Source organism: Kushneria konosiri, assembly GCF_002155145.1.
GTDB classification, from domain to species: Bacteria; Pseudomonadota; Gammaproteobacteria; order Pseudomonadales; family Halomonadaceae; genus Kushneria; species Kushneria konosiri.
Genome location: NZ_CP021323.1, coordinates 53,794 through 80,591, shown reverse-complemented (window position 1 = coordinate 80,591; position 26,798 = coordinate 53,794). Strand labels below are relative to the sequence as shown.

Below are 26,798 nucleotides of genomic sequence, written 5' to 3'. Positions count from 1 at the left end.
GCCGCAACGACAGCGCGGAGAGGGTTGTCCCGGTTTCCCGCCGAGCGAGGGCGGGAAACGTTGTGGAATCGTTGATTCAGCCAACCACGATATTGATCAGCTTGCCCGGTACCACGATGATCTTGCGCACCGTCTTGCCTTCAATGTGGCGCTCGACGTTGGCATCCTTCATGGCGGCCTGTTCGATGTCATCCCGCTCGGCGCTGGCCGGCATGCTGATGCGGCCTCGCAGCTTGCCGTTGACCTGGACGGCGAGTTCAACGCTGTCGCGCGTCAGTGCCTGTTCATCGACCTGCGGCCACTTTGCATCGATAACGGGCGTGTCGTGGCCCAGATGCTCCCAGAGCGCGTGCATGGCGTGCGGAGTGATGGGGGCGAGCAGCAGGACACAGGCTTCCAGCGCTTCACGGATCACGGCCAGTCCCTGGGGGCTGGTATCCTCAAAGCGTGAGATGGCGTTGGAAAGCTCCATGACGGCTGCAATGGCGGTATTGAACGTAATGCGTCGACCGATATCATCGCTGGCCTTGGCGATGGTTTCATGCGTCTTGCGCCGCAGCGTGCGCTGATCATCCGTGAGACTTTCTGTCTCCAGAGCGGCTGGTGTGCCGGTCTCGATATGCTCGATGACCTGACGCCATAGACGCTTGAGAAAACGGTGGGCCCCCTCAACACCGGAGTCGGACCATTCAAGTGACTGCTCTGGCGGGGCGGCAAACATCATGAAGAGTCGGACGGTATCGGCACCAAAGCGGTCGATCATGGACTGCGGATCGACCCCGTTGTTTTTCGACTTCGACATTTTTTCGATGCCGCCGGGCATGACCGGTTCACCATCGCTGATCAGGCGGGCGGTGAGCGGGCGGCCGCGTTCGTCGCGATCTACCGTGACCTCGAGCGGGTTGAACCAGTCGCGGCCGCCGTTTGGCAGGTCACGATAGTAGGTTTCAGCGACCACCATGCCCTGGGTGAGCAGTCGCTTGAAGGGCTCATCGCTTTCGACCAGGCCGAAGTCGCGCATCAGCTTGTGGAAAAAGCGCGCGTAAAGCAGGTGCAAAATGGCGTGCTCGATGCCGCCGATATAGATGTCGACCGGCAGCCAGTAGTTGGCGCGCTCATCCAGCATGGCCTGATCGTTGTCGGCGCAGCAGAAGCGCGCATAGTACCAGGACGATTCCATGAAGGTGTCGAAGGTATCGGTTTCACGCACCCAGCCGTCGCCCAGATCATAAAAGGCCGGCATCTTCTTGAGTGGTGAGCCGGTAGCATCAAACTCGACTTCGCGCGGCAGCTCGACCGGCAGCTCGTCATCGGTCAGGGGCACGGTCTGGCCTTCAGGACCATATTTGACCGGAATCGGCGCGCCCCAGTAACGCTGGCGGGCCACGCCCCAGTCACGCAGGCGGAAGTTGGTTTTCACCACACCGCGGCCTTCATGCTCAAGTCGGGCGGAAATGGCGGAAAAGGCTGCGTCAAAGTCCAGCCCGTCATATTCACCGGAATTGATCAGCGTGCCGTGCTCTGTAAAGGCGCCCTCAGACAGATCAGGGGCATTGCCTTCGCCATCGGCAATGACCGGCCGAATGGTCAGATCGTATTTTGTCGCAAATTCCCAGTCGCGCTGATCGTGCCCGGGCACGGCCATGACGGCACCTGTGCCGTACTCCATAAGAACGAAGTTGGCCACAAAGACAGGCAGGCGATCGCCGCTGATGGGGTGGATGGCTTCAAAGCCGGTGGCCAGTCCCTTTTTCTCCATGGTGGCCATGTCGGCCTCGGACGTACCGCCCTGGCGACATTCCTGACGAAAGGCCGTCATACCCTCGACATGGGCGCTGGCGGCGTCTGCCAGCGGGTGGTCAGCGGCGACGGCCAGATAGGTTACGCCCATCAGGGTATCCGGACGGGTCGTGAATACCGTCAGCGCCTCACTGCCCTCCGACAGGGCCGGGCCATCGTCGGCCACATCAAAGCTCAGCTCCAGACCGCGCGATTTGCCGATCCAGTTGCGCTGCATGGTCTTGACCTGCTCGGGCCAGTCAACATGCTCAAGATCGGCCAGCAGCTCTTCGGCGTAATCGGTGATTTTTAAAAACCACAGCGGGATATCGCGACGCTCGACCAGCGCGCCCGAGCGCCAGCCACGGCCGTCAATCACCTGCTCATTGGCCAGCACGGTCTGATCCACCGGGTCCCAGTTGACCGTGGAGTTTTTCTTGTAGACCAGCCCCTTTTCGACCAGACGCGCAAAAAACCACTGCTCCCATCGGTAGTAGTCGCTGTCACAGGTCGCGAACTCGCGGTCCCAGTCATAGGCAAAACCCAGCGCCTTGAGCTGGTCACGCATGTAGTCGATGTTCTGATAGGTCCAGTCACCGGGCGCGACATTGTTCTTGATGGCGGCGTTCTCGGCGGGCATGCCAAAGGCGTCCCAGCCCATGGGCTGCAGGACGTTTTTACCCTTCATGCGCTGAAAGCGGGAGACGACATCGCCGATGGTATAATTACGCACATGCCCCATGTGCAGTTTGCCGCTGGGGTAGGGAAACATGCACAGGCTGTAATACTTTTCGCGATTGGCATCTTCAACCGCCTTGAAACAGCGGTTTTTTTCCCAGAACTGCTGGGCGGTGCGTTCGATTTCGAAGGGGTTGTATTGTGCGTCCATCGTGTTCGTCTTGAAGCCTTGGGCCGTTGGGCGGCGACGCCCTGAAAATGTATGCGGGTCGAATGACCGGTCTTCGAGGCAGCAGAACGGTGTCATGACGTGATCAACATCGTTCTGGACAGCGCGCCCTGAGCCGTCAATGCTTGATAACGACGACATCGATCCGGCCGCTGGTGGTGATCAAGGATACCCGACTCGGCCTGTGACAGGTAGGCCCGAGCCGTGAGGTTTATATCATCGAACGTATATGCAAGGAGCTGGGCCATGGCTGAGCATGACAAATCTGCAAGAGACAACGATATCGAGCCCGCAACCCCCACGCATGATGCATCGCAGACGTCTGCCGACCCCTCTGCCGAGCAGGGCTCAAATCGTCTTTCCGAGGCTTATGAGCGCATCGTGGCGCGGTTCAACAATCGTAGCGATTCGCTGTCGCGGGAAGGACTACAGGATGAGCTTGATGAGGCGCTGAGTTTTGAAGCCGACGTCGAAGAATTCACCCGTGACGAACTCGCCATTCTGCGTGCCTGGGTGGAGCGTGATGTCAGCGAGTTTCGGCGTTATCTGGTCAGCGGCGGAGAGAGCCTGGCGGGGTTTCTGGGCATCGATCTGAGCATGCTGTCCGATCGTCTGCGTCAGGGGCTTCTGTCCGTGGCCGATCGTACGGCGCTGGATCAGCAGCGTTTCGAAGAAGAGCTTGAGGTAGCGCGCGCTGATTATACCGAAGGCGAAGTGGTGGCGCCGGGCCGCATGTCCTGCGTTCATTGCGAGCATCCTGTCATACTGCATTATCGACAGCTGCTTGAGCCCTGCCACCAGTGTGGCCATCGCTATTTTCAGCGCGCGGGGTCCTGATCGATCAGGCGTGTGTCGCTGCTCCCCCTGTAGCGGATGAAGTGGACTGGTTATGCCAGTCTGCTTCATTATCGTCCAGCGCCCGATGCGAGGATTCCGGCAGACGAGACCCGCCAATCAGGGCAAGCAGCGCAATGGCGATCAGGTAGAAGGCTGGCGCCAGTGAATGACCGGTCAGATCAATCAGCCATGTCGCGATCAGCGGCGCGGTTCCCCCAAAAATGGTATAGGCCACGTTGTAGCACAGCGCAGACGCCGTATAACGCACCCGGGTCGGGAACTGTTCGGCCAGCAACACAGCCGTGACCACGCCACACATGACCGCGCCCACGGCCAGCAGCGATGCCCCCAGCATGGCAGACCAGAGTTCACCACTGCCGGCCAGATAATAGGCTGGAAATACTGCAATCATCAGCGATAGACAAGCACCGCGTATGGTATTGCGTCGCCCGATGCGATCCGACAGTCGCCCGATCACAGGGCATAGAAGTCCTGAAAACACCAGTGCTCCCAGACTTGCCAGCAGCGCCGTCCTGATGGTGGCGTTGCCTGCTACCTGCATGTAGGTCACCAGATAGGTTGTGAACATATAAAACGACAGCGCGGTGGCAGATATGAACGCGCTGAGGCAGATAATGGTCGCCTTGTGCACCTTCACGGTTTCACTGACCGTGGCGTGTGGCGTTTCGGGTGCCTTTTGCAGGGTCTTGAAGGCGGGTGACTCTTCCAGATGCAGGCGCATGTACAAACCGATCAGACCCAGCGGTGCTGCGATCAGGAATGGCACACGCCAGCCCCAAGACTGCATGTCGCCCTCCGACAACACCATGCCCAGCAGCAGGGTCAACCCGGCGGCGCTGGCAAAGGCCATGAAGGTCGATACCGGAATCAGACTGCCGTAGCGTGCCTTCTGATGCGTCGGGGCATGTTCGAGAACATAGGTGCAGGCCCCGGCATATTCACCGCCTGCCGAGAAGCCCTGAATGCAGCGTGCCAGTGCCAGCAGCAGGGGCGCAGCCAGACCAATGGCGCCATAGGTAGGTAAAACGCCAATCAATGCCGTGGCGCCTGCCATCAGCAGGATCGTGATGGCCAGAACCCGCTTGCGTCCGATGCGATCTCCCAGTCGGCCAAAAAAAAGACCTCCCAGTGGGCGCAGTGCAAAGGAAACAGCAAAGACCGCGAAGGTCTGCAGCAGGGCAATGGCCGGAGATCCCTGAGGAAAGAAGTGCTGTGAAATGATGACGGCAAGAAAGCCGTAAACGGCAAAATCAAACCATTCGACAAAGTTGCCGATCGCCGAGGCGATGATGACCTGATGCATCGCCTTGCGCCTTTCCGGCGACAGGGGCGTCGAGAGCGGCCTGCCACCGCTTTGGGAACCTGCATGATTGTTATTGGACATGGTGGCGTTCCTGAACGGGATTCACTGAGAGCAGATATCTGCCCGTTCAGTTTGCCATCAGTTCTGCTGGCCGGTCTCGCCAAAGCGCCCTTCACATTGTCAGGTACGACTCGAGCTATCTCCCCGCAAGCAGTCCGATATATTCATGCAGCGCCCAATAGCTGTTGCCCAGCGCGGTCATGTTCGGTGAGAAGCTGCGCGGCCCGAAGCCCGCTCGTGCCGTAAATCCGGTGGGGGCTGCCAGCACATTGATGCCTTCATTTTCAAAGGCGCGCCTGGCACGAGGCATGTGCCAGGCACTGGTGACCAGAATCACGGTGTCGATATCTTCATCGCGCAGTATGCGAGCGCTGTAGAGGGCGTTTTGTTCCGTGTTGTGACTTTGCACTTCGCGCCATCGCGTTGGCAGGCCAAAACTGCTCTCAAAACGGAAGGCCATGAGATCGGCTTCGGGCGGGTGTCGGGTGCCGCGACGGCCACCACCACCAGCGATCAGCACCGGGAGATCAGTCTGGCGCTTGATGCGGGCGCCATCGGCCAGTCGCTGCATGGCCATGGGTGTGACGTCGTCAAAATCATTGAGCTGATACTGGCCGAACAGCCGGCCGCCGCTGAGAATAACGATCGCCTGTGCCTGCTCCCACTGCTTTTGGGTGGCAATGGGCACCGCCGTTTCCAGCGGGTCCATCAGCAGGGTAGCCACGCGTGAAGTCGACAGTGCCCAGAAGATTAGCACGACGGCGATGCTTAGCCGTCGTCCCCAGCGTCGTCGCCAGTGCCACACGACCACCAGGGCAAACAGGAGTGCCACGATAATGATGCCCGGCGGCAGAAGATACATCTTTAAAAGCGTCAGCATGGTCGGAGTCTCTGCCAGGGCATCAAAATCAGTGAGTGTTGCGTTGCTTGACGCGCAAGATACCACCGCCGAGCAACATTAACAGTGCCAGGAGTAGCGTCGGCCAGCTGCCCGTGCGTGTGAAGGGCGTCAGACCCTCCATCGGACGAACGGTGCCGTTGAGCACGGCTGGCTCAAAGCGTGGTGCCCGAGCCTGAAGCTGGCCATCCGGTGCCACGATGGCGGTCATTCCATTGTTGGTGGCTCTGAGCAGATAGCGGTTGTTCTCCAGCGCCCTGAGCTGTGCCATCTGCATGTGCTGCAGTGGTCCGATGGAGTGGCCAAACCAGGTGTCATTGGAAATGGTGACCAATGCATTGGCGCTCTCGGCACGCTGTCTTACCAGGTCGGGATAGACAATTTCATAACAGATGGCGACACCCAGGCGCAGCCCATGAGCCTGAAGCGGCGGTTGATCGTTGCCACCGGCGCCGATGTTGCCCATTGGAATATTGAAGATCTTCAGCAGCCCGCCCAGTAGAGGTTCCAGCGGCAGATATTCGCCGAAGGGCACCAGGTGGGCCTTTCGGTACTGGCCCGGCGTGTCTCCCAGGGCAATCATGCTGTTGTAGAACATGCCGGTCTGAACGCGTTGCATGATGCCGGTCATCAATGTGCTGTCTGCCGGCAGGGTGGACTGTACGCGCTGCAAAAACGGCATGGCCTGCTGCTCCAGCATGGGAAGGGCGGTTTCCGGCCAGATGACCAGATCGCTGTCCAGCCCCTGCTGGCGGGTCAGGCCAAAGTAGGTATTGATGGCATCCCGCTGGCCGTCGGGGGTCCACTTGCTCAGCTGAGGAAGATCGCCCTGTACCAGTGAGACACTTACCTCGTCGCCGGCAGGTCTGGCCCACTGGGTGGGCAGGGCCAGTGGTATCAGCCACAGGGCGGCCAGCGGCGCCAGCAGCCACCAGCGCCGGGAAAGCAGGGCTCTGGCCAATAAGGCACCGCTCAGGGCCACAACCAGCGACACCAGATAAACGCCGCCCAGCGGCGCGAGACTCGCCAGTGGCGAGCTGACATGGGCGCTGCCCAGAAAGAGCCACGGAAAACCGGTAAAGGCCCAGCTGCGAAAGGCCTCGCCCAGCGCCCATGCGCCGGCAAAGGCCGGCACATCCAGCCTTGAGCTCGCGGCAAACCGGTACAGCAGGGCCGGGAGCATCACAAAAAGTGCCATGGCGGCGATAAAGAGGACCGTCAAAACGATGGCAAGTGGCCCGCCGGTATTGCCAAAGTCATGAATGGACACATACACCCATGACGCGCCACTGCCGAACAGGCCCACGCCAAACAGCCAGCCGCGCCACAGTGCCTGTCGCACATTGACGTGCTGAAGGGCGACATAAAATGCCGCCATTGCCACGGGGCCAAGCCCCCAGACATTAAAGGGTGCGAAGGTCAGCGTCGTGAGTGCGCCGGCCAGCAGAGCCAGAAGGGAACTGACGCCGCGGCGCTGTAAAAGGGAGGCCATGCTGCATCCTTTGACAGAAAACGGGCAGGCGATCATGCCTGCCCGTCATGGGGATCACAAGGCAAAGCCATCCACGGCCCTGCCAGGAAGAAGGGTCAATGATCGGACCGGGAAACATCTTCGGAGATGGGGCGCGTATCGACTCTGGCAGCCTGTAACCAGCGAATGCGGCGGCTGTCGGCATTCATGACGGTAAACCGCCAGTGCTCAAGCTCGGTCGACTCATTGCGCGCCGGGAGATGGCCAAAACGCTGCATGACCAATCCGCCGACCGTATCGAACTCTTCATCGGAAAAGCTGGTTTCAAAGCGCTCATTGAAGTCATCGATGGGCGTCAGGGCCTTGACGGCATAGGTCCCGTTGCCCAGATCGCGGATATCGTCTTCCTCATCGATATCGTGCTCATCCTCGATGTCGCCCACGATCTGCTCAAGGATATCCTCGATGGTGATGATACCGGCCGTGCCACCATATTCATCCACGACGATGGCCATGTGATTGCGGGTATCACGGAATTCGCGCAGCAGATTGTTGAGTCGTTTGGATTCCGGAATGAACAGGGCGGGTCGGAGCACTTCGCGCAGTCTGAAGCGCTCGCGCTCCTCACTGTCCTGAAGAATCAGCGGCAGCATGTCCTTGACCAGCAGCACGCCCACCACCTCATCCAGATTGTCATCAATGACGGGATAACGTGAATGGGCGGTCTCGCGAATGATGGGCAGGCATTGATCAGGAGAGTGATCGGCCTGAATGGCCACGATCTGGGAGCGAGGTACCATGGCCTCACGGGCCTGCATGGTGCTGATATCGAAGGCGCCCTCGATGATGGTCAGGCCATCCTGATCGAGGCTCAGTCGCGTGGAGGCTTCCTTGAGAAAGCTGATCAGTTCATCGCGACTGCTGGGTTCTTCGTTATCGCCGGAAAAAGCGCCGATTATTCTGTCAAGCCAAGATCGGGATGGCTGACTTGCCGGTCGGTCATCGCTCATGCGTCGGTTCTCTTCTCCTCGGATACCTGATGGCCATCGCGCGCACCGAAATCGTCGGGGGCAACAGCATAGGGATCAGAAATGCCCAGCGTGGACAGGATGTCCCGCTCGAGCTGTTCCATGGTCTCGGCCTCATCGTCATCGATGTGATCAAGACCCAGTAGATGCAGCGTACCATGCACGATCATGTGGGCGAAGTGATCTTCAAGGCGCTTTTGTTGCTCGATCGCCTCGCGAGCCACCACATGAGGACTGACCACTAGGTCCCCCAGCAGGGGGAGGGGGATTTCCGGTGGCGCCTCGAAGGGAAAGGAGAGCACGTTGGTTGACTTGTCGCGGCCGCGATAGTCGTGATTGAGGGTTCGGCTCTCTTCTTCGCTGGCAAATCGGACCGTTATTTCCCGGCGAATCTCTCCGGGAAAATGCTCGAGCACCGTGGTGAACCAGTGCTCAAGTGCCTGCTCATCGGGAAGGGCGTCAAAATCGACGGCCACCTGGCAGTCGACATGGACCGCATCGCTCATGAGTGGCGATCCTCTTCGGATTCATGTGCCTCATAGGCATCAATGATGCGCGCGACCAGCGGGTGACGGACCACATCCTTGGAAGCAAAACGGGTCATGCTGATGCCATCGACATCCTTGAGAACATTGAGCACGTGAATCAGGCCTGAATGAGTGCCGCGCGGCAGATCCACCTGAGTCACATCGCCGGTGATCACGGCCGTGGAGCCAAAGCCGATACGCGTCAGAAACATCTTCATCTGTTCACGCGTGGTGTTCTGGCTTTCATCAAGAATGACAAAGGCATTATTGAGCGTTCGCCCGCGCATGTAAGCCAGCGGCGCAATCTCGATGACCTGCTTTTCGATCAGCTTGTTGACCTGTTCAAAACCCAGCATCTCGTAGAGTGCGTCATACAGCGGACGCAGGTAGGGATCGATCTTCTGGGCCAGATCACCCGGCAGAAAGCCCAGTTTTTCGCCGGCTTCCACGGCCGGTCGCACCAGAAGAATACGGCGAACGCTCTGCTGGTTCAGGGCTTCAACCGCGGCGGCGACGGCCAGATAGGTCTTGCCGGTACCGGCAGGCCCAATGCCGAAGTTGATGTCGTGGTTTCGGATATGTTCAACGTACTGCTGCTGGTTCTGCCCGCGAGGCTTGATGACGGCACGCGGCGTTCGCAGGATGACGCCTTCACGCGGCATGTCATCGTCTTCATCCTCGGCAATCGACTCAAGGCCCGATTCCTGCAGATAAAGATGTACGGTTTCCGGCGACAGGGTCTGCGTCTGGGTCTCACGATAGAGATGTTCCAGCACGTTGGCCGTCGCCTTGACGCGCGCGGCGTTGCCGGCCAGCTGAAACTCGTTGCCGCGGTTGCGTACCGTGACCTCGAGACGCTGCTCGATCAGATGAAGGTGTTCATCCTGCTGACCGCTGAGATTGGCCAGCCGCATGGGGTCATTGGGTTCCAGCGACAGCTGAAGAATACGATGCGCGTTGGCAGTTTTCTGGGTCAATGTCGGGTCCGGTCGTTGCGTCGTTGAAGGGCAGCCTGAATCTCGTTCTTTATGGGAACAATAGCATCAATTGCTCAATCGAAAATAAACAGACGCCATCGCGGGAGATATCCTGCGATGGCGTGCCGGTCCATGAAGGGCGACATGACATCAAACGTGCGTCTGTCGAATCAGTATTTCTGTCCAGAGACCAGCTCACCCCTGAGAGAATTGGGGAAAGCTTCCACAATTTCAACATCGACGAAATACCCAATCAGGTCGATCGGGTTGGCGGCGCGAAAGTTGACCACGCGGTTGTTTTCGGTTCGTCCTGAAAGCTCACCGGGGTCCTTTGGCGAGAAGCCCGAGACCAGGATGCGTTGGGTCGTGCCGACCATGCGCCGGGAGATGCCGATCGCATTTTGAGTAATGCGGTCCTGAAGGATTTTAAGGCGCTGTTTCTTGACCGGTTCCGGAGTATCATCAGGCAGGTCAGACGCCGGTGTGCCGGGGCGCTTGGAGTAGACGAATGAAAACGAGTGGTCGAAACCGATACGCTCGATCAAATCCATCGTGTCCAGAAAGTCCTGCTCGGTCTCGCCGGGAAAGCCGATGATGAAATCGGACGAGAAGCTGATGTCCGGGCGCTTTTCACGGATGCGCTCCATCTTGGCGATGTATTCCTCACGGCCATGGCCGCGCTTCATCGCCTTGAGAATGGCATCAGAGCCCGACTGCACCGGCAGGTGAAGATGGCTCACCAGCTCCGGAATCTCGCCGAAGGCTTCAATCAGGCTGTCGGTGAATTCGACCGGATGTGACGTTGTGAAGCGGATGCGATCGATACCGTCCACGGCAGCCACGGCGGCGATCATTTCAGCCAGATCGATCTCTTCACCGGTTTCGTCCATGCCGCGATAGGCATTGACGTTCTGTCCCAGAAGATTGATCTCGCGTACGCCCTGCTCGGCCAGGTGGACGACTTCATCGAGAACGTCCTCGAACGGCCGGGAAATTTCCTCGCCGCGGGTGTAAGGCACCACACAGAAGCTGCAGTACTTCGAGCAGCCTTCCATGATCGAGACAAATGACGAGGCGCCATCGGAGTTGGGGGCCGGCAGCCGATCGAATTTCTCGATTTCCGGAAAGGTGACATCCACCACCGAGATCAGGTTTCCGCTCTCGTTGCGGTTATCCATCATGTCCGGCAGTCGGTGCAGGGTCTGCGGGCCGAAGACCATGTCGACATGAGGCGCGCGCTTCTGGATATTGTCGCCTTCCTGGCTTGCCACACAGCCGCCGACACCGATGACCAGATTCGGATTGGCCGCCTTGAGCTTTTTCCACCGTCCGAGCTGATGAAAGACCTTCTCCTGCGCCTTTTCACGAATCGAGCAGGTGTTGAGCAGGATGACATCGGCTTCGTTTTCGTTGTCTGTCAGCTCAAGCTGATGTGATTCGCCCAGCAGGTCGGCCATGCGAGCCGAGTCGTACTCGTTCATCTGGCAGCCGTGGGTCTTGATGAAGAGTTTCTTCGTCATGGGCCTTGGGTACATATAAGAAAATGGGTGTCAGACGATGATCCAGCGATGACGGCACAAAACCGGCCGTTCAGTCGTCCTACCATCGAGAGAAGTGTCATGAACCGTCGCGAAGCGACATGGAATGGCGAAATTATACGCAAGGCCATAGGCACAGGCCAGTGGGCACTTGTGTAGTGAAAAATGGTCTTTGTGTATCAACACGTGAGCAGGCTCACGACAGGCGCCATTGGCATAAAAGCCTATGGTAGACTCCCGCGCTTGTTGCGGCCTTTCAAGGGGCCGTGATGACCATCGGTCTGGCGCAATACAGTGAGGATTGAGCGTACATGGCGGCAAGGCCCCTTTATAGAATCAGTTTCCTGCAGCAGGGTGAGCTCTGGGAGCTCTACGCGCGCGATATCTTTCAAAGTGAGCTCTGGGGCTTTATCGAAGTCGAGGGTGTCGTCTTTGGTGATGACACGAAGGTAGTGGTCGACCCCGGTGCTGAAAAGCTGCGCCGCACCTTCGAAGGCGTCTCGCGCAGCTATCTGCCGATGAATGCCATCGTTCGCATTGATGAAGTCGAGCGTGAAGGAACGCCGCGAGCGGTGAAGGCCGAAGGTAACGTCACTGCCTTTCCGGGGGCCATGCACTGGCCGCCCCGTGAAGAGTAGGCGTTTAAATTGAATATTTTTTAAGCAAAATGGTGTCATGGCCTGCCAGTCGGGCGCTTTGTGCGTCATGTGATCAGGTTGTCCCGTAGGTTATCCACAGAAACTGTGGATGAGCGATTAAATCGGGTATCAGGTAATCGTTACGCCCGACTCAGGCTGCATGATGTAATGACAATTTCGACGAACCAACGACTCCATCATGAAAACAATCGGAAAACTCTGCGTCGGTCTTTTATTGGGTGCCGGTATCAGCACCGCCCACGCCGAAGAAGCCCGCTGGGTCAGTGATTCTCTGTCGACCTATGTTCGAAGCGGCCCCACAGACAGCTACCGTATCGTGGGAACCGTGGATGCCGGTCAGCGCGTGACGCTGCTCGAATCCCAGGGAAACTACAGCCGTATTCGCACCGAAAGCGGCGACACTGTCTGGATTCCCAGTGATGACCTGCAGGCACAGGAGAGTGTGCAGGAAAGAGTGCCGGACATGCAGGAGCGCGTGCAGACCCTGACGCAGCGCCTGGAAGGCATCAATGATGAGTGGAATCAGCGTGTGGCCGACATGAAAAGCTCGCTGCAAAGCAGTCAGTCACGCGTCAACGAGCTTCAGACCACCAACGATGATCTCAATGCCCAGCTCACTCAGGCACAGTCGAAGATGCGAGAGTATCAGGCACGACTGGATACCGAGCGTGAAGATCTTTTGATGCGCTACTTTGTCTATGGGGGCAGCGTGGCCGGGGGCGGTCTGGTACTCGGCCTGCTGGTGCCGCATCTACCAAGGCGACGTAAAAAGCGCGATCGCTGGTTCTGATCGTGGCGACGTCGGGTCAGGGTAACGAGCAGTGGTTTGAGCGCTGGCGGGAAGGACGCATCGGCTTTCACAGTGACAGCGTCCAGCCCATGTTGGCGCGCTACTGGTCTCATCTGAGCGTGTCGACCGGGGCGCGGGTGCTTCTACCGTTGTGCGGCAAAAGCGGCGACATCCTCTGGCTGGCGCAGTGCGGCCATGCCGTACTGGGCGTTGAGCTGGTCGAACAAGCGGTTCGAAGCTGGTTTGAGGATCAGGCCGAAGCATTGCCCGAGACCGTGGCCCGCACGAATTTTAATCGCTTCGAAAGCCCCGAACGGGTGGGGCGTGCCGGCGTGACCTTCGATGTGGGTAACTTTTTCCATCTCGATGCCGCCTTGAGTGACGACATTGACGCCTTTTATGATCGGGCCGCACTGATTGCACTGCCTGAAGCAGCGCGTCAGCGCTATGCGCTCAAGCTGGCCGAGCTGTGCCGGCCGAATGTGGAAGGGCTTTTGATTTCGTTGATTCGTGACGGGCAGCGCGATCAGGGACCGCCCTATGTGGTCACCGATGATGAGGTCCATCGTCTGTTTGCGCCCAATTTCATGCTGGAGCGACTGGGGGAGCGGCGCGATGAGCGTGGCATGACCGAAGTCGTCTGGCGCCTGTGTCGCAGGGCGCCGCTTTCATGCTGAAACCCTGAAGGGATCGAGTGCAGAACTGCTTGAATATCGAGCACCCGGTGAACATGAGTGATCACCGGGGCTTGCGCTGTCAGGTCGTTTCGGGAGCAAACCGGTGCCAGCGCGAGGGGACAACATAGAAGCTGTCACCGCGTGCCGGCAGCAGGCGATCGAAATCGTGATGCGTGATGCTGGCAAGCCAGGGGGCGTCCATCCAGTCGGCCACCAGTTCGACCCGAACGTCGCTGCCAACCGGTGATACGGCATCTACCGTGACCGGCAGATACGCGCGCTCGTCGGGCGCCGTGGTCAGCATCAGTTCGTGGGGCCGCAAAAGCACCTCGTCGGACGCCGTTTCCGAATGCTCCAGCGCAATCCATGCGTTACCCTGTTGCAGCCGCCCATTGTGATACTCGCCGCCAAAGCGGTTGGTTTCACCCAGAAACGAAAAGACAAACCGGTTGGCCGGTGCGCGATAAAGCGCCTGTGGTGTATCGATCTGTTCGATGCGGCCGTTGCTCATGACGACCACGCGATCGGAAAGCTCAAGCGCTTCTTCCTGATCATGGGTCACGAACACGCTGGTAAAGCCGAACTCTTCATGCAGATGCCTGAGCCAGCGACGCAGCTCGAGTCGTACCTTGGCATCCAGTGCGCCGAAGGGTTCATCCAGCAGCAGCACCTCGGGTTCGACGGCCAGCGCGCGGGCCAGAGCGACTCGCTGCTGCTGACCGCCGGAAAGCTGTGCCGGTAGACGTTTGGCCAGGGTGTCCAGGCGAACACGCTCAAGCAGGTGCTGTACACGGTCGCGAATCTCGGCATTGGAAGGCCGCTCTCTGGCCGGCCGTGCCCGTAGTCCGAAAGCCACGTTTTCAAACACGCTCATGTGACGAAAAAGTGCGTAGTGCTGAAAGACAAACCCGACCCGGCGCTTGCGCACATGGACGTGGGTCACCTCCCGATTACCGAAATGAATCGAGCCACTGTCCGGGGCTTCAAGGCCGGCAATAATGCGCAAAAGCGTGGTCTTGCCGGAGCCTGACGGCCCCAGTAGCCCGACCATTTCTCCCTGGTTGATCTCCAGTGACAGCGGATGCAGGGCCGTCGTGCTGCCAAAACGTCTGGAGACATCGCTTATGGTAATGCTCATGCTGTTTTCTCCCGACGATGGGTATGCCACTCAAGCACGGCCTTGATGATCAGCGTCACGATGGCAAGTGCCGCCAGCAGTGCAGCGCTGGTGAAGGCGCCCACCGTGTTGTAATCCTGATACAAAAGCTCCACCTGCAACGGCAGATTGATGGTCTCGCCACGAATGCTGCCCGAAACCACCGAGACGGCGCCGAACTCACCGATGGCGCGGGCATTGGTCAGAATGACGCCGTACACCAGTGCCCAGCGAATATTGGGCAGGGTGATGCGTCTAAACAGGGTCCAGCCGCTGGCGCCCAGCGTGACACCGGCCTCTTCTTCGGCACTGCCCTGCGCCTGCATCAGCGGAATCAGCTCACGTGCCACGAACGGGCAGGTGACAAAAACGGTCACCAGCACCATGCCGGGCCAGGCAAACATCAGCTGCACGTCGTGTTCGGACAGCATGCTGCCCAGCCAGCCGGTACGGCCGTATAGCAGTAGATAAAGCAGACCTGCCACGACCGGGGATACCGCAAAGGGAATATCGATCAGCGTTTGCAGCAGTCGCCGGCCGGGGAAAGCAAAACGGGTGACCAGCCAGGCCAGAAAAATGCCGAAAATCAGGTTGATCGGCACGGTCAGAAGTGCGATCAGAAGCGTCAGTCCGATCGCTTCTCTGGTAAAGCTGCTGGTCAGGTTCTGCCAGAAGGGCGCCAGACCTTCGGCAAACGCCTGGTAGAAAATGCCGGCCAGCGGTATGACCAGAAACAGCGTCGTCAGGACCACGGCAAGCCCGATCAGTCCCACGCGTGTGGCCGTGCCATCACCGATACGCTTCATGTCAGTGCCTCCCGCCATGCAGACGACGATAAAAGCGTCCCTGCCAGAGATTGATGGCCAGCAACAGCAGCAGGGAGACCAGCATCACCAGTGAGGCGATGGCGGCGGCGCCTGCGTAGTCATACTCTTCAAGGCGGGTGGCCATCATCAGAGAGACCACTTCGGTGCGATAGGGCATGTTACCGGCAATAAAGATGACCGCGCCGAACTCGCCCAGCGATCGGGCGAAGGAGAGCCCGGTGCCGGTCACCACGGCCGGCCAGATGTGGGGCAGGATGACCCGGCGGAAGGCATACAGGTTGCTGGCCCCCAGCGTCAGCGCGGCCTCATCGGCCTGACCGGGCAGGTCTTCAAGCACCGGCTGTACGGTGCGCACCACAAAGGGCACGCTGGTAAAGGCCATGGCGAGTGCAATCCCGAGCCAGGTATAGGCGACCTCGATCCCCAGCGGTTCAAGCAGGCTGCCTACGGCGCCATTGCGGGAGTAGAGCGTGGCCAGGGTAATGCCGGCCACGGCCGTGGGCAGGGCGAAGGGCAGATCCATCAGCGCATCAAGGATGCGCTTGCCCGGAAACGTATAGCGTGCCAGTACCCAGGCCATCAAAAGCCCGAACAGCGCATTGAACAGCGAGGCGGCCAGTGCTGCCAGAATCGTGACCCGATAGCTTGCGATCAGACGCGGGTCGGTGATGGCCGCCCAGTACTGCGACCATGACAGCGTTGACAGCTGGCCGATGAGGCTGGTCATCGGCAGCAGCAGAATCAACGACACGAACAGCAGTGTCACACCCAGCGACAGCGAAAAGCCCGGCAGGACCCGGGCAGCACGGGCACGCATTAACGTCGCTGCAGCTGGTCGAGTTCACCCCCGCTGGCGAAATGTGTCTGCATCACATTTTCCCAGCTCCCGAAGGCGTCCTCGATGCGCAGCAGCGTGGTCTGCGGGAAGCGATCGGCAAACTCCTCGCTGATGTCGTCATTGTTGACGCGATAGTAGTACTGCGCCAGCGTGCGCTGCGCTTCGGGCGAGTAGAGGTATTCCAGATAGCCCCTGGCCAGATCCTCGGTACCGTTGCGCTCGACGTTCTTGTCGATCCAGGTGACCGGAAATTCGGCCATGACATCGACCGGCGGTACCACGACCTCGTAGTCGTCCGGGCCATACTGGTTGCGAATGTTGTTGGCTTCCGATTCAAACGTGATTAGCACATCGCCAATGCCGCGCTCGGCAAACGTGGTGGTGGCACCACGTCCGCCGGTGTCAAAGACTTCGACATTGGCCAGCATTTTCTTCATGTAGTCACGAGTGGCGTCGTTGTCACCGCCATTGTCGTGATTGCTTGACGCCCAGGCGGCCAGATAGGTGTAGCGCCCGTTGCCGGAGGTCTTGGGGTTGGGGAAGACCAGCGCCACGTCATCGCCGGCCAGATCCGACCAGCCGTGAATGTTTTTCGGATTTCCCTTTCTGACCAGAAACGCCATGGTCGAGTAATAGGGCGAGCTGTAGTTGGGCAGCCGTGTCTGCCAGTCCTTCGGGATCAACTGGCCCTTTTGTGCCAGAACATCGACATCGGTGACCTGGTTGAAGGTGACGACATCGGCGCGAAGCCCCTGCAGGATGGCGCGTGCCTGGGTTGAAGAGCCGGCATGGGTCTGCTTGATATCGACCGACTCCCCGTGCGCTTCCTGCCAGTGCTCGACGAATTGCGGGTTGAGTTCGGCAAAGAGTTCACGCGCGATATCGTAGGAGGCGTTGAGCAGCTCGCGGTCGGCGCTGAAGGCCGGCGTGCTGCCCAGTGCCATGCTTAGCGCAGCGGTGGCCACCACGCGACGTAAAAGGGTCGAGCGTACGGACATATCGTGTTCCCCGGCATCTGATCGGCAGGATTGTTATCAAAAGCCAGCAGGGCTGGCATTGAGTAGAGGCTAAACAAAACCTGAGGGAATGACAATCTGTCCGGTTATGCCATTTTGTTCTTTAAGGCAGGGTTAGGGTCTACCGGTGAGAGAGGCAATGCCTCTCTCACCGAGCCGTTTATAGCCCAAGGGCGGAGGACGTTTCACGACGTGGGTCGGCGCCGCCATAAAACCCACTGTCGTTGATCAGAATCGACTGGCTGGCGCCCATGGCCGATTTCTGAACCACGTGATGGCCCATGTTCTCCAGAATACGCACGGTATCCGGACTAAAACCGTCCTCGATGCGGAGTTCATCGGGTAGCCACTGGTCGTGAAAGCGTGGGGCGCTGACGGCCGACTGAATGTTCATGCCATGATCAATGACGTTGCTGATCACCCCAAGCGTGGTCGTAATGATGCGAGAGCCGCCCGGACTACCGGTAATCAAAAAGTTCTTGCCGTCGTGTTTGACGATGGTAGGCGTCATGGAGGACAGCATGCGCTTGCCGGGTTCCACGGCATTGGCTTCGCCACCAATCAGGCCGTAGGCATTGGGAACGCCCGGCTTGGCTGAAAAATCATCCATTTCGTTGTTGAGCAGAAAGCCGGCTTTTTCCACGGCAATGCCGGAGCCATAGCTGAAATTGAGGGTATAGGTATTGGATACCGCCAGTCCCGAGTCATCAGCGACCGAGTAATGCGTGGTTTCATTGGATTCATGGGGCGTGATATTGCCCGGCCCGATATCCGCAGAGGGCGTCGCCCGGTCAAGAGAAATCTGCTGACGAAGTGCGCGGGCATAGGCCTTTGACGTTAGCGCATCGACCGGCACGTCGAAAAAGTCTGGATCGCCCAGGTATTTTGAGCGGTCGGCATAGGCACGCCGCATGGCCTCACTCATCAGATGCATGGTGGCAGCGGAGCCAAAGCCCGTGGCAGTAAGATCATCGTTTTCCAGCATATTCAATATCTGCACGGTGTGAACGCCGCCGGAGGAGGGGGGCGCCATCGCGTAGATATCATATCCCCGGTAATTACCATGCACCGGAGCACGCTCGATGGCACGATAATCCCTGAGGTCTTCAAGGGTCATGACGCCGCCGTGTGCCTTGATGGTGTCGATCAGATAGTCGGCCGTTTCGCCTTCATAGAATTCGCGCGGGCCGTTCTGGGCGATACGTTCCAGCGTGGCGGCCAGTTCGGGCTGTTTGAAGACCTCTCCTGAACGCCAGTCACTGCCATCGGCCTTGTAGAACAAACGGCGCGTGCCCTCATTTTTTTCCAGCTGCTCGCGGCTACCATTCAGGCCGTCGGCAAAGCGCCCGGGAATGGCAAAGCCATCGCGTGCCAGCCGGATGGCCGGTGCCATGACCTGCTCAAGGGGCATTGAGCCGTAGCGCTCAAGCGCCATCGCCATGCCGGAGACCGTACCGGGGACGCCCGAGGCGTTAGCGGAATAGCGCGAAGCCTCCTCGATGACATTGCCTTGCTCATCCTGAAACATGGTCCTGAAGGATCCGGCAGGTGCGGTCTCGCGATAATCGATCGAGGTCACTTCACCGCTTTTTTCATCGGAAATCACCATGAAGCCGCCGCCGCCAATATTGCCCGAGCGTGGCTGAACCACGGCCAGCGCAAAGCCGATGGCGACCGCGGCGTCTACGGCATTGCCACCCTGGCGCAGGATATCGCGGCCGACACGGCTTGCCAGTTCATGGCTGGTAACGACCATTGCGTGCTGGCCGGATTCGGAGTGAAAGCGCTCGCCTTCGATGATGGGTGGCTGGGCACTGGCCAGTGACGGCAAAAGCATCAACAGCAGGCAGGCCAGTGCTGATCGTTGTATTCCCGGCATGCAAATCCCCTTTTTGTGTTGTTTATATGGCTATATCAGTTCCGTTTAATGCGCCTTTGCAACAATAGGATATCTGCACGGCTTCCGGAAGCGGAAGCACCTGTAGAGGTTGTCGAGCGGCTCGCCAGCTGGCGGGTATGAACTATAGTGACTCTTGCACGCTAACATTGAGGTTCTTGCCATGCCTGATCAAACGCCCACGCCCCGCACTGCCTGTGTCAAGAAGGTCGAAAAGGGGTGTGGCAAAACGGTTTATGAAGTCCGTGGGGTCAATCCTGATACCGATACCCTGCTCAGTGAATATGAAACCGAGCAGGAAGCCATTGACGCCGTCAAGCGTTATGAGTGTGAAAATTGAGACTTTGGTAGTATGAGAGGGGCCGCCATGAGGCGGCCCCTTTTTGTCTCGTGCAGTAACGCCTGCGCAGCGATGCCCTGTTACGCTTTGGGTCCGCCGTGTAGGCTGACGGCTATCAAGCTTGTTTGATGAGGTGTTTACAGTGCAACAACCCTTCAGGATCGCACCTTCCATTCTGTCTGCAGACTTTGCCCGTCTGGGACAGGAGGTGGATGATGTGCTGGCCAGCGGCGCCGACATGATTCATTTCGACGTCATGGACAACCACTATGTTCCCAACCTGAGCTTTGGGCCGGCGGTCTGTCATGCCCTGCGCAATTACGGCGTGACCGCCGAGATCGATGTCCACCTGATGGTATCCCCGGTCGATGATCTGATCCGCGCCTTTCTGGATGCCGGTGCCAACCACATTACCTTCCACCCGGAAGCCAGCCTGCATGTCGACCGCTCCCTGCAGCTGATTCTTGATGGTGGCGCCACCGCAGGTCTTGCGCTCAATCCAGCGACCCCGCTTTCAACGCTCGACCATGTGCTCGACAAGCTGTCGATGCTGCTGGTCATGACGGTCAATCCGGGCTTTGGTGGGCAATCCTTCATTCCGGCCATGATGGACAAGCTGCGTCTGGCGCGCGCCATGATCGACGCCACCGGCAACGCCATTCGTCTTGAAGTCGATGGCGGCATCAACGCCGACAACATTGGCGAGATTGCTCGTGCAGGCGCAGATACCTTTGTCTCCGGTTCTTCCATCTTTGCCCAGCGCAGTGATAGCGACCCGAACCGTTACGACTCGATCCTGCGCGCCTTCAGGGAACCGCTGGATGGTCTGTCGGACTGAGCAGGATGATGAGGCGACCATCAAGGTCTGGTCGCTTTACATCATCGAAAATCGGCTGGGGCATCTATATACCGGCGTAACCACGGACGTGGCACGCCGTTTCAGGGAGCACCAGAGCGATGGTGGCCGATGTGCACGATCACTGAGAGGCAAGGGGCCGCTGCGCCTGCGCTTCTCCTGCCTGGTAGGTGATAAAGGGCGGGCACTCAGTATTGAACGGCGTGTGAAGAAACTCTCGCGTTCCGGGCGTCTGGCCATCATCGAAAAGGGACAGCTTCCCGTGGATTGATAATGTCCATGAGGCGCTGCCCTGTCGATCGTCAATGAGACTGCCATCTGCACGACATCGCCGGCCATCAGGCCGGCGATGTGTTTTAGGGTGCCATACCGGCACCGTCAGCCATGAAGCGATCAGCGTTTGAGGGTCTCCCAGTTATAGGGCGCCCGGGGCTTTTCGCCCTTGAGTACGGCCAGAGCATTATCTACGGCCAGTTCCGCCATGGCATAACGGGTTTCATGTGTGGCTGAGCCAATATGGGGCAGGGCCACGACATTGTTCATGTGCGCCAGCGGAGAATCAGCAGGCAGAGGCTCGGTTTCGAAGACATCAAGACCTGCGGCACGGATGGTGCCATTTTTCAGCGCCTCGATCATGGCCGGCTCATTCACCACTCCGCCACGAGCAATATTGACGAAGATGGTGTCCTTGCCCATCAGCTCGAATTCATGCTTGCCAAACATGTGGCGCGTGGCATCAGAGAGCGGCACGGTGACACAGACGAAATCAGCATCGCGAAGCAGGTCATCAAGCTCTTTCCAGTCGGCGCCCAGCTCGCGTTCGAAATCCTCATGACGTGAGCGGTTGTGATAGCTCACCGCCATGTTGAAGCCGAACCTGCCGCGTCGCGCAATCGCGGCACCGATACGCCCCATGCCGACAATGCCGAGCTTCTTGCCCTGCACGTCCACACCGAAATGAGGCTCGGCGACACCACCGGTCCACTCTCCCTTTCTTACCATTTCCGCCATTTCAACCGCTCGACGGGCGCTTGCCAGAATCAGTAAAAAGGCGGTATCCGCGGTGGTTTCCGTCAGCACATCCGGCGTATGGCAAAGTACGATCCCACGCCTGCTGAGGTAGTCGACATCATAGTTGTCCACGCCCACCGAGATGCTCGAAACCACTTCAAGATGAGGCGCCTGATCCAGCAGTTCGGGGGGTAGATTAACGCTGGAGCCGATCAGGGCATGGGCCTGAGACAGTGCCTTTTTGAACTCGCTGTTCTGGGTCAGGCCCTTGGTCTGCGAGAAATCCAGTACATGGCACTCCCGCTCAAGCTTTTCCTGCAGGGCCGGTTTCAGGGCACGCTGGTACACAATGACGGTTTTCTTCGAAGACATGATCTCTCCTGATGCAGGAAGTCAACGAGCGGTTAACGACAGCTCGTTATAGCAGGATATGACGTGAAGGATTCTGCTCCCTCGGTTTATCAGAACGTCAGGCAAGCGATTTCAACTGTTCGACATGACGCGCGGTGGCACTGACATTGTCATGATCCAGCGGAAACTCGATGGCGCGCGGTACCTCCGCCGGAAAATGATGCCAGAGCGCGGACCAGTGCGCGCGCGCGGCGTCGTCCGGTGGGCAGGCCCTGGGCTGGCCGTTGATATGGGTGACGGCCTTGCAATGCACATAGCGTACCCTGGCACCCAAACGGCTTGCCGCCTGTGAGAGATCGTGATCCGTCCAGTAGCCGTTACCGAGATCCAGGGTCGTTCCAAGCGCATCGGATTCCAGCGCCCTGTGCAGCGCGGCATGAATCAGTGGGTCACCGCCGCAGGACGTCTGATCGTTTTCAATCAGGACCGGCAGGGAGTGATCGGCAAGCTCGTTTTTGAGGGTGGCCGCACCGTCATCGATGCACTCGGCGCACAGCTGGCCGAGTCCGAACTTTATCCATCGTGCCCCCAGCTCATTGGCGCGTGCCAGTGACTGATGCATCTCGTCGGTATTGAGCCGGCTTTGTTTGTCAAAAAGCGGCGTGGCCGCAGAGTAAACACAGCTCAGTGAGGCCTGTTCAATGGCTTCACGCAGTCGGCTCAGGGGCAGATCCTGATCGCTCAGCAATTCTTCACGAATTTCGACGCCTTGTGCGCCGGCCTCCCTGATATGTTCAAGAACGCCTGCCTGCCCCAGCTGTTTGACCAGATCGGCGCCAAAGGCAGAAGTACAGATTATTACCGGTCCCATGGGAAACTCCTTGCGTCACCTGGTCTGAAGGCGGCTCTGTCAGTGAGAGCCGCCGAAGCCATGAACATCATCATGTAGAAAATGCGCATGCTGCTTGCAGTGTAGTAGGGTCATGCCGAGGCGGGCGCACCGGCTGCTCCTGCAATGTCGAACCCTTGCGTTAACGCGATGGCCATCCCGTCCGGGCCGATCGACGCGTTCAGGCTTTGAAGGCATTCAATGCAGTTTAAGCCGTGGGCGAATGATCGTATTGATGCGATCCACCAGTATACGAATGCCGGTGCGTGTATAGCCATGAATGGCGGCCTGGTGCATGCGATACAGCGAAGCGTAGAAGATCTTGGCCATCCAGCCCTCGACCAGCACGCCTTTTGCAGACGCTCCGCGCATGAGATTGCCCACGGCGTCGAAATGCGCCAGCGAGATCAGCGAGCCCATGTCCTTGTAGTGAAAGTCTTTCAGCTCACGTCCGGCCATGGTCGCTTTCAGATTCTTGTAGAGCGTATTGGCCTGCTGGTGCGCGGCCTGGGCGCGCGGGGGGACCATTTTGTCGCCCGGCTGCGGGCAGGCCGCACAGTCGCCGAGGGCAAAGATGCGATCGTCATCCACGCTCTGCATGGTCTGGTGAACAATGACCTGATGATTGCGCTGGGTGGAAAGTCCCAGCTCGGAAAGGATCGAGGGACCGCGAACGCCGGCTGCCCAGACGGTCAGGTCGGCATCGATGCGTGAGCCATCGGCAATCTCGAATCCGTTTTCGTCGGCCTGGGTGACACGGGTATCGGTATGGATCTCGACGCCAAGCCGCTCAAGCTCGCGGTGCACCGACTGGCTGATGCGCTCGGGCAGGGCGGGCAGGACCCGGGGGGCGGCTTCCAGCAGGTGGATCTTGAGCTGCTGACGACCGATGCGGCTAAAGCCGTAGCCGTGCAGCATCTGAGTGGCGTTGAGAAGCTCGGCGGAGAGCTCCACGCCCGTGGCACCGCCGCCCACGATGGCCACCGACATGCCGGACTTGCCGGATTCTTCCCGATTGCTGCAGCGCAGAAAGGTGTTGAGCATCTGCTTGCGAAAGGCTTCTGCCTGGCGGACGCTGTCCAGAAAATAGCAGTGGTCGGCCACACCCGGGGTGCCGAAGTCGTTGGAAACGCTGCCGACCGAAAGCACCAGATAATCGTAATCGAGTCGTCGTTCGGGCAGCACCTCGCGATCCTTGTCGTCGTGCATGGCGGCCAGACGGATCTGGCGATGTTCGCGATCAAGACCGCATAGTGTGCCGATCTGATAGCGATAGCCGGCATTGGCCGAGTGTCCCTGATACGACACTTCATCCATGCTTGAGTCCATGACGCCGACGGCCACTTCGTGCAGCAGTGGTTTCCAGATGTGGGTCGGGTTGCGATCGACCAGAACGATTTCGGCCTTGCCGGCCTTGCCAAGTTTTCGTCCAAGACGTGTTACCAGCTCAAAACCGCCGGCGCCGCCACCGACCACCACAATGCGAGGGATCGACATTGATTGCTCCATGGAAAGGGTGAAAGGAAAAGCATTCAGGGCGTGGCCCGGCCCACAGGCCACGACCTGAAGACTTTCAGTCACATCAGTCACAAATGACCGTGACAGGCCGGTCTCGGGCATCGATACTTCCGACAGCATGGCAGGGCGTTTGATCCCGGCGGCTGTCGGCCTGCCTGCCTTATTGTATATGGGGTCACCATGCCCCGAATTCACCCGCGGTGATGGCCTGACAATGCACGATGCACTCAACGATATTGATCTGATTCTTTATGATCTTGATGGCACGCTGATCGATTCGGCGCCGGATCTGGCCCGCGCCATCGATGAAATGATGCAGGCCATGGAGCTTTCGCCTGTCGGGATTGAGCGGGTTCGTGACTGGGTCGGCAACGGCTCGCGGCGGCTGGTCGAACGAGCGCTACTGCATGCTGGCGCCTTCGGTGAGTCCGGCCCCGACTGCCAGCAACTCGATGAGGCTCTGGCGCTGTTCATGGATTTCTACGCGCAGCATCCAGTATCACAGACCCATTGCTATCCAGGCGTTATCGAGTGCCTGAAAGCCCAGCGCGAACGCGGCATCGCCCAGACGCTGGTCACCAACAAGCCGTCGCGCTTTATCGATACCATTCTTGAGTCCATGGGCCTTGAGGGCTTTTTCTCCCATGTGCTGGGCGGCGATTCACTGGCACAAAAAAAGCCCGATCCGGCACCGCTTGCATATATCGCACATGCGCTGAATGTCCCCCCCGAACGGGTGTTGATGGTCGGGGATTCACGCAGTGACGTGCAGGCGGCCAGAGCCTTTGGATGCCGCTGTCTGGCGGTCACCCATGGCTACAATCATGGCGAGCCCATTGCTGCCCTGAACCCCGACCATCTTCTTGATTCACTTGGAGAACTCGTTTAGGGTTGAAAATGCGCCATGGCGGCGCTACTCGCCCTTTTTCTCCTTTCACGCGAAGGAATTTTCAGCTTGCGAGATACACTCATGTCACTCAATGCAAAGGCCTGCGGACTGATGAGAAACGTCAAGCGCTGGCGCTGGTGATACCGGCCCCCTGCACCGTATTACCGTTTCTCTCTTTACAGGAATCTGCGACATGATGACATCCGAGCGCTTCGCCGAACTCGCCGCTGAAGGCTACAACCGTATTCCGGTTACCCTCGAGGTACTGGCCGATCTTGAAACGCCCCTGTCCACGTATTTAAAGCTTGCCGATGCCCCATGGAGCTTTCTGCTCGAGTCGGTCACGGGCGGTGAGAAGTGGGGCCGCTATTCCATTATAGGATTGCCGTGTCGCGAGCGCATCGAGGTCAGCGGCTTTACCGTTCGCCACTATGTGGATGGCTATCTGCAGGGGGCCACCGAAGTCGAAGACCCGCTGGAGTGGATTGAACAGTTTCGTCGCCGCTTCCGGGCACCCGAGACTTCGGAAGCAATGCGCTTTGATGGTGGGCTGGTCGGCTATTTCGGCTATGACACTATTCGTTTGATCGAGCCACGCCTGCGCGGGGTGGAAAAGCCCGATCCGATTGATGTGCCGGATATCCTGCTGATGGTGGCCGATGAGCTGGTCGTGTTTGATAACCTCTCCGGTCGTCTGACCCTGCTGGTGCATGCCGACCCTGCCAATGACAATGCCCTTGAGCAGGCTCGGGAGCGCCTGGCAGCCCTCGAGTATCAGCTGCGTCACACCCCGATCAACACGACAAGCCCCGGTACCGGTCGCAATTCGGTGGCCGAGGAAGACTTTTTTGCCAGCTTTTCCGAGCAGGGCTACAAGGACGCCGTGGCACGTATTCGCGAGTACGTTGCGGCCGGCGATCTGATGCAGTGCGTGCCTTCTCAGCGCATGACCATCGCCTATCAGGCACCACCGCTGGATCTGTATCGCGCGCTACGCAGTCTTAATCCCTCTCCCTACATGTTCTTTTTCAATCTCGATGATCATCATGTCGTTGGGGCATCGCCCGAGATTCTGGCTCGACTGGATCATGATGAAATCACGCTGCGACCGATTGCCGGTACTCGTCACCGGGGCGCCAGCGAAGAAGAGGACCGTGCACTTGAGCAGGAGCTGCTCAGTGATCCCAAGGAGATCGCCGAGCACGTCATGCTGATTGATCTTGGTCGCAACGACGTAGGCCGTATCAGCGAGCCCGGCTCGGTCGAGCTGACCGATAAAATGACCATCGAGCGCTACTCGCATGTCATGCATATCGTCTCCAATGTCACCGGCCGCATCAAGCCGTCACTGGGGCCGATGGATGTGCTGCGCGCCACCTTCCCGGCCGGCACGCTGTCCGGGGCGCCCAAGGTGCGTGCGCTGGAAGTCATCGACGAGCTCGAGCCGGTCAAGCGCGGCATCTACTCAGGTGCCGTAGGGTATCTCTCCTGGCAGGGCAACATGGACATGGCAATCGCCATTCGAACTGCCGTGATCAAGAACGGAGAGCTTCATGTGCAGGCCGGTGGTGGTATCGTGTCCGACTCCGATCCGGACAATGAATGGCAGGAGACGCTGAACAAGCGTCGTGCCATGTTCCGCGCCGTTGCCATGGCAGAGCGTGGGCTGGACAACCTCGAATAGAGCCGGATTCCGTTCTGGAATCAGCGAGCCAATACTGAATACAGGCCGGGTGAC

Annotated in this window: 25 protein-coding genes; 9 read left to right on the top strand and 16 right to left on the bottom strand. The window is 58.9% G+C overall.

Going from position 1 to position 26,798, the window contains the following annotated elements; all coding sequences use genetic code 11:
- Positions 1 to 76: 76 nt before the first annotated feature.
- Complete coding sequence (gene leuS, locus B9G99_RS00460; RefSeq protein WP_086620267.1) at positions 77 to 2,668, bottom strand: leucine--tRNA ligase; 2,592 nt, start codon at positions 2,666 to 2,668, stop codon at positions 77 to 79.
- A gap of 264 nt (positions 2,669 to 2,932) precedes the next feature.
- Here leuS and B9G99_RS00455 point away from each other — a divergent pair, with 264 nt between their 5' ends.
- Positions 2,933 to 3,523: a zinc ribbon-containing protein gene (locus B9G99_RS00455; RefSeq protein ID WP_086620266.1), complete on the top strand. Its 591-nt coding sequence runs from the start codon at positions 2,933 to 2,935 to the stop codon at positions 3,521 to 3,523.
- 4 nt (positions 3,524 to 3,527) lie between these two features.
- Here B9G99_RS00455 and B9G99_RS00450 read toward each other — a convergent pair whose 3' ends face one another.
- The 7 genes from B9G99_RS00450 to miaB form a co-directional block, all read right to left on the bottom strand.
- Complete coding sequence (locus tag B9G99_RS00450) at positions 3,528 to 4,928, bottom strand: MFS transporter (RefSeq protein ID WP_227875859.1); 1,401 nt, start codon at positions 4,926 to 4,928, stop codon at positions 3,528 to 3,530.
- A gap of 115 nt (positions 4,929 to 5,043) precedes the next feature.
- Entirely contained in the window at positions 5,044 to 5,787 is a 744-nt protein-coding gene (locus tag B9G99_RS00445) for a YdcF family protein (RefSeq protein WP_086620265.1), read from the bottom strand.
- Positions 5,788 to 5,815: 28 nt separating this feature from the next.
- Complete coding sequence (lnt, locus tag B9G99_RS00440; RefSeq protein ID WP_086623188.1) at positions 5,816 to 7,297, bottom strand: apolipoprotein N-acyltransferase; 1,482 nt, start codon at positions 7,295 to 7,297, stop codon at positions 5,816 to 5,818.
- Positions 7,298 to 7,392: 95 nt separating this feature from the next.
- On the bottom strand, positions 7,393 to 8,286 hold the full coding sequence (locus tag B9G99_RS00435; protein WP_086620264.1) for an HlyC/CorC family transporter: 894 nt from the start codon (positions 8,284 to 8,286) through the stop codon (positions 7,393 to 7,395).
- Positions 8,283 to 8,810 carry an rRNA maturation RNase YbeY gene (ybeY, locus tag B9G99_RS00430; RefSeq protein WP_086620263.1) on the bottom strand — a complete coding sequence of 176 codons (528 nt, stop codon included), beginning with the start codon at positions 8,808 to 8,810 and terminating at the stop codon, positions 8,283 to 8,285. Before ybeY ends, B9G99_RS00435 begins: the two co-directional genes overlap by 4 nt.
- Positions 8,807 to 9,808 carry a PhoH family protein gene (locus B9G99_RS00425; protein WP_086620262.1) on the bottom strand — a complete coding sequence of 334 codons (1,002 nt, stop codon included), beginning with the start codon at positions 9,806 to 9,808 and terminating at the stop codon, positions 8,807 to 8,809. The genes ybeY and B9G99_RS00425 overlap by 4 nt, the downstream gene beginning before the upstream one ends.
- A 170-nt stretch (positions 9,809 to 9,978) precedes the next feature.
- Positions 9,979 to 11,328, bottom strand: coding sequence for a tRNA (N6-isopentenyl adenosine(37)-C2)-methylthiotransferase MiaB (miaB, locus tag B9G99_RS00420; RefSeq protein ID WP_086620261.1), 1,350 nt, complete (start codon positions 11,326 to 11,328; stop codon positions 9,979 to 9,981).
- A gap of 329 nt (positions 11,329 to 11,657) precedes the next feature.
- On the opposite strand from miaB, the gene B9G99_RS00415 reads away from it, so the two are divergent.
- The 3 genes from B9G99_RS00415 to B9G99_RS00405 all read left to right on the top strand — a co-directional run bounded on the left by B9G99_RS00415 (position 11,658) and on the right by B9G99_RS00405 (position 13,472).
- Positions 11,658 to 11,984, top strand: a complete 327-nt coding sequence (locus tag B9G99_RS00415) for a DUF1820 family protein (protein WP_086620260.1) — start codon at positions 11,658 to 11,660, stop codon at positions 11,982 to 11,984.
- 199 nt (positions 11,985 to 12,183) lie between these two features.
- Positions 12,184 to 12,795 (top strand): TIGR04211 family SH3 domain-containing protein, encoded by a 612-nt coding sequence (locus B9G99_RS00410; protein WP_086620259.1) that lies wholly within the window; start codon positions 12,184 to 12,186, stop codon positions 12,793 to 12,795.
- A gap of 2 nt (positions 12,796 to 12,797) precedes the next feature.
- Positions 12,798 to 13,472: a class I SAM-dependent methyltransferase gene (locus B9G99_RS00405; RefSeq protein WP_086620258.1), complete on the top strand. Its 675-nt coding sequence runs from the start codon at positions 12,798 to 12,800 to the stop codon at positions 13,470 to 13,472.
- 79 nt (positions 13,473 to 13,551) lie between these two features.
- Here the strand turns inward: B9G99_RS00405 and B9G99_RS00400 are convergent, their stop codons facing one another.
- The 5 genes from B9G99_RS00400 to ggt all read right to left on the bottom strand — a co-directional run bounded on the left by B9G99_RS00400 (position 13,552) and on the right by ggt (position 19,188).
- On the bottom strand, positions 13,552 to 14,610 hold the full coding sequence (locus tag B9G99_RS00400; protein WP_086620257.1) for a sulfate/molybdate ABC transporter ATP-binding protein: 1,059 nt from the start codon (positions 14,608 to 14,610) through the stop codon (positions 13,552 to 13,554).
- Positions 14,607 to 15,434 carry a sulfate ABC transporter permease subunit CysW gene (cysW, locus tag B9G99_RS00395; RefSeq protein ID WP_086620256.1) on the bottom strand — a complete coding sequence of 276 codons (828 nt, stop codon included), beginning with the start codon at positions 15,432 to 15,434 and terminating at the stop codon, positions 14,607 to 14,609. Before cysW ends, B9G99_RS00400 begins: the two co-directional genes overlap by 4 nt.
- A 1-nt stretch (position 15,435) precedes the next feature.
- Positions 15,436 to 16,272 (bottom strand): sulfate ABC transporter permease subunit CysT, encoded by an 837-nt coding sequence (gene cysT / locus B9G99_RS00390; RefSeq protein ID WP_086620255.1) that lies wholly within the window; start codon positions 16,270 to 16,272, stop codon positions 15,436 to 15,438.
- Entirely contained in the window at positions 16,272 to 17,291 is a 1,020-nt protein-coding gene (gene cysP, locus B9G99_RS00385; protein WP_086620254.1) for a thiosulfate ABC transporter substrate-binding protein CysP, read from the bottom strand. Before cysP ends, cysT begins: the two co-directional genes overlap by 1 nt.
- A 178-nt stretch (positions 17,292 to 17,469) precedes the next feature.
- Positions 17,470 to 19,188 carry a gamma-glutamyltransferase gene (gene ggt / locus B9G99_RS00380; protein ID WP_086620253.1) on the bottom strand — a complete coding sequence of 573 codons (1,719 nt, stop codon included), beginning with the start codon at positions 19,186 to 19,188 and terminating at the stop codon, positions 17,470 to 17,472.
- Positions 19,189 to 19,369: 181 nt separating this feature from the next.
- Here ggt and B9G99_RS00375 point away from each other — a divergent pair, with 181 nt between their 5' ends.
- The 3 genes from B9G99_RS00375 to B9G99_RS00365 all read left to right on the top strand — a co-directional run bounded on the left by B9G99_RS00375 (position 19,370) and on the right by B9G99_RS00365 (position 20,673).
- A complete protein-coding gene (locus B9G99_RS00375; RefSeq protein ID WP_086620252.1) occupies positions 19,370 to 19,546 on the top strand; it encodes a hypothetical protein in 177 nt (58 codons plus the stop codon).
- A 142-nt stretch (positions 19,547 to 19,688) separates the two neighbouring features.
- Positions 19,689 to 20,384, top strand: a complete 696-nt coding sequence (gene rpe, locus B9G99_RS00370) for a ribulose-phosphate 3-epimerase (RefSeq protein ID WP_086623187.1) — start codon at positions 19,689 to 19,691, stop codon at positions 20,382 to 20,384.
- Positions 20,368 to 20,673 (top strand): GIY-YIG nuclease family protein, encoded by a 306-nt coding sequence (locus tag B9G99_RS00365; protein ID WP_086620251.1) that lies wholly within the window; start codon positions 20,368 to 20,370, stop codon positions 20,671 to 20,673. Before rpe ends, B9G99_RS00365 begins: the two co-directional genes overlap by 17 nt.
- A 122-nt stretch (positions 20,674 to 20,795) precedes the next feature.
- Here B9G99_RS00365 and B9G99_RS00360 read toward each other — a convergent pair whose 3' ends face one another.
- The 3 genes from B9G99_RS00360 to B9G99_RS00350 form a co-directional block, all read right to left on the bottom strand.
- On the bottom strand, positions 20,796 to 21,785 hold the full coding sequence (locus B9G99_RS00360) for a 2-hydroxyacid dehydrogenase (RefSeq protein ID WP_086620250.1): 990 nt from the start codon (positions 21,783 to 21,785) through the stop codon (positions 20,796 to 20,798).
- A 97-nt stretch (positions 21,786 to 21,882) separates the two neighbouring features.
- Complete coding sequence (locus B9G99_RS00355) at positions 21,883 to 22,635, bottom strand: sugar phosphate isomerase/epimerase family protein (RefSeq protein ID WP_086620249.1); 753 nt, start codon at positions 22,633 to 22,635, stop codon at positions 21,883 to 21,885.
- 216 nt (positions 22,636 to 22,851) lie between these two features.
- Positions 22,852 to 24,150: an NAD(P)/FAD-dependent oxidoreductase gene (locus B9G99_RS00350; RefSeq protein ID WP_086623186.1), complete on the bottom strand. Its 1,299-nt coding sequence runs from the start codon at positions 24,148 to 24,150 to the stop codon at positions 22,852 to 22,854.
- A gap of 235 nt (positions 24,151 to 24,385) precedes the next feature.
- Between B9G99_RS00350 and B9G99_RS00345 the strand changes: the two genes are divergently transcribed.
- Positions 24,386 to 25,060 (top strand): phosphoglycolate phosphatase, encoded by a 675-nt coding sequence (locus tag B9G99_RS00345; protein ID WP_086620248.1) that lies wholly within the window; start codon positions 24,386 to 24,388, stop codon positions 25,058 to 25,060.
- Positions 25,061 to 25,256: 196 nt separating this feature from the next.
- Positions 25,257 to 26,744, top strand: coding sequence for an anthranilate synthase component I (gene trpE, locus B9G99_RS00340; RefSeq protein ID WP_169712230.1), 1,488 nt, complete (start codon positions 25,257 to 25,259; stop codon positions 26,742 to 26,744).
- Positions 26,745 to 26,798 lie beyond the last annotated feature (54 nt).

What these genes read in the sequence shown, in the direction of transcription:
- trpE (WP_169712230.1), top strand. Translation starts at nt 25,257, where the DNA reads ATGACATCCGAGCGCTTCGCCGAACTCGCCGCTGAAGGCTACAACCGT.
- B9G99_RS00450 (WP_227875859.1), bottom strand. Translation starts at nt 4,928, where the DNA reads ATGTCCAATAACAATCATGCAGGTTCCCAAAGCGGTGGCAGGCCGCTC.
- B9G99_RS00435 (WP_086620264.1), bottom strand. Translation starts at nt 8,286, where the DNA reads ATGAGCGATGACCGACCGGCAAGTCAGCCATCCCGATCTTGGCTTGAC.
- leuS (WP_086620267.1), bottom strand. Translation starts at nt 2,668, where the DNA reads ATGGACGCACAATACAACCCCTTCGAAATCGAACGCACCGCCCAGCAG.
- B9G99_RS00350 (WP_086623186.1), bottom strand. Translation starts at nt 24,150, where the DNA reads ATGTCGATCCCTCGCATTGTGGTGGTCGGTGGCGGCGCCGGCGGTTTT.
- cysT (WP_086620255.1), bottom strand. Translation starts at nt 16,272, where the DNA reads ATGCGTGCCCGTGCTGCCCGGGTCCTGCCGGGCTTTTCGCTGTCGCTG.
- B9G99_RS00375 (WP_086620252.1), top strand. Translation starts at nt 19,370, where the DNA reads ATGCCTGATCAAACGCCCACGCCCCGCACTGCCTGTGTCAAGAAGGTC.
- B9G99_RS00455 (WP_086620266.1), top strand. Translation starts at nt 2,933, where the DNA reads ATGGCTGAGCATGACAAATCTGCAAGAGACAACGATATCGAGCCCGCA.
- miaB (WP_086620261.1), bottom strand. Translation starts at nt 11,328, where the DNA reads ATGACGAAGAAACTCTTCATCAAGACCCACGGCTGCCAGATGAACGAG.
- lnt (WP_086623188.1), bottom strand. Translation starts at nt 7,297, where the DNA reads ATGGCCTCCCTTTTACAGCGCCGCGGCGTCAGTTCCCTTCTGGCTCTG.
- B9G99_RS00365 (WP_086620251.1), top strand. Translation starts at nt 20,368, where the DNA reads ATGGTCTGTCGGACTGAGCAGGATGATGAGGCGACCATCAAGGTCTGG.
- B9G99_RS00360 (WP_086620250.1), bottom strand. Translation starts at nt 21,785, where the DNA reads ATGTCTTCGAAGAAAACCGTCATTGTGTACCAGCGTGCCCTGAAACCG.
- B9G99_RS00345 (WP_086620248.1), top strand. Translation starts at nt 24,386, where the DNA reads ATGCACGATGCACTCAACGATATTGATCTGATTCTTTATGATCTTGAT.
- cysW (WP_086620256.1), bottom strand. Translation starts at nt 15,434, where the DNA reads ATGAAGCGTATCGGTGATGGCACGGCCACACGCGTGGGACTGATCGGG.
- cysP (WP_086620254.1), bottom strand. Translation starts at nt 17,291, where the DNA reads ATGTCCGTACGCTCGACCCTTTTACGTCGCGTGGTGGCCACCGCTGCG.
- B9G99_RS00415 (WP_086620260.1), top strand. Translation starts at nt 11,658, where the DNA reads ATGGCGGCAAGGCCCCTTTATAGAATCAGTTTCCTGCAGCAGGGTGAG.
- B9G99_RS00445 (WP_086620265.1), bottom strand. Translation starts at nt 5,787, where the DNA reads ATGCTGACGCTTTTAAAGATGTATCTTCTGCCGCCGGGCATCATTATC.
- B9G99_RS00400 (WP_086620257.1), bottom strand. Translation starts at nt 14,610, where the DNA reads ATGAGCATTACCATAAGCGATGTCTCCAGACGTTTTGGCAGCACGACG.
- B9G99_RS00355 (WP_086620249.1), bottom strand. Translation starts at nt 22,635, where the DNA reads ATGGGACCGGTAATAATCTGTACTTCTGCCTTTGGCGCCGATCTGGTC.
- ybeY (WP_086620263.1), bottom strand. Translation starts at nt 8,810, where the DNA reads ATGAGCGATGCGGTCCATGTCGACTGCCAGGTGGCCGTCGATTTTGAC.
- ggt (WP_086620253.1), bottom strand. Translation starts at nt 19,188, where the DNA reads ATGCCGGGAATACAACGATCAGCACTGGCCTGCCTGCTGTTGATGCTT.
- B9G99_RS00410 (WP_086620259.1), top strand. Translation starts at nt 12,184, where the DNA reads ATGAAAACAATCGGAAAACTCTGCGTCGGTCTTTTATTGGGTGCCGGT.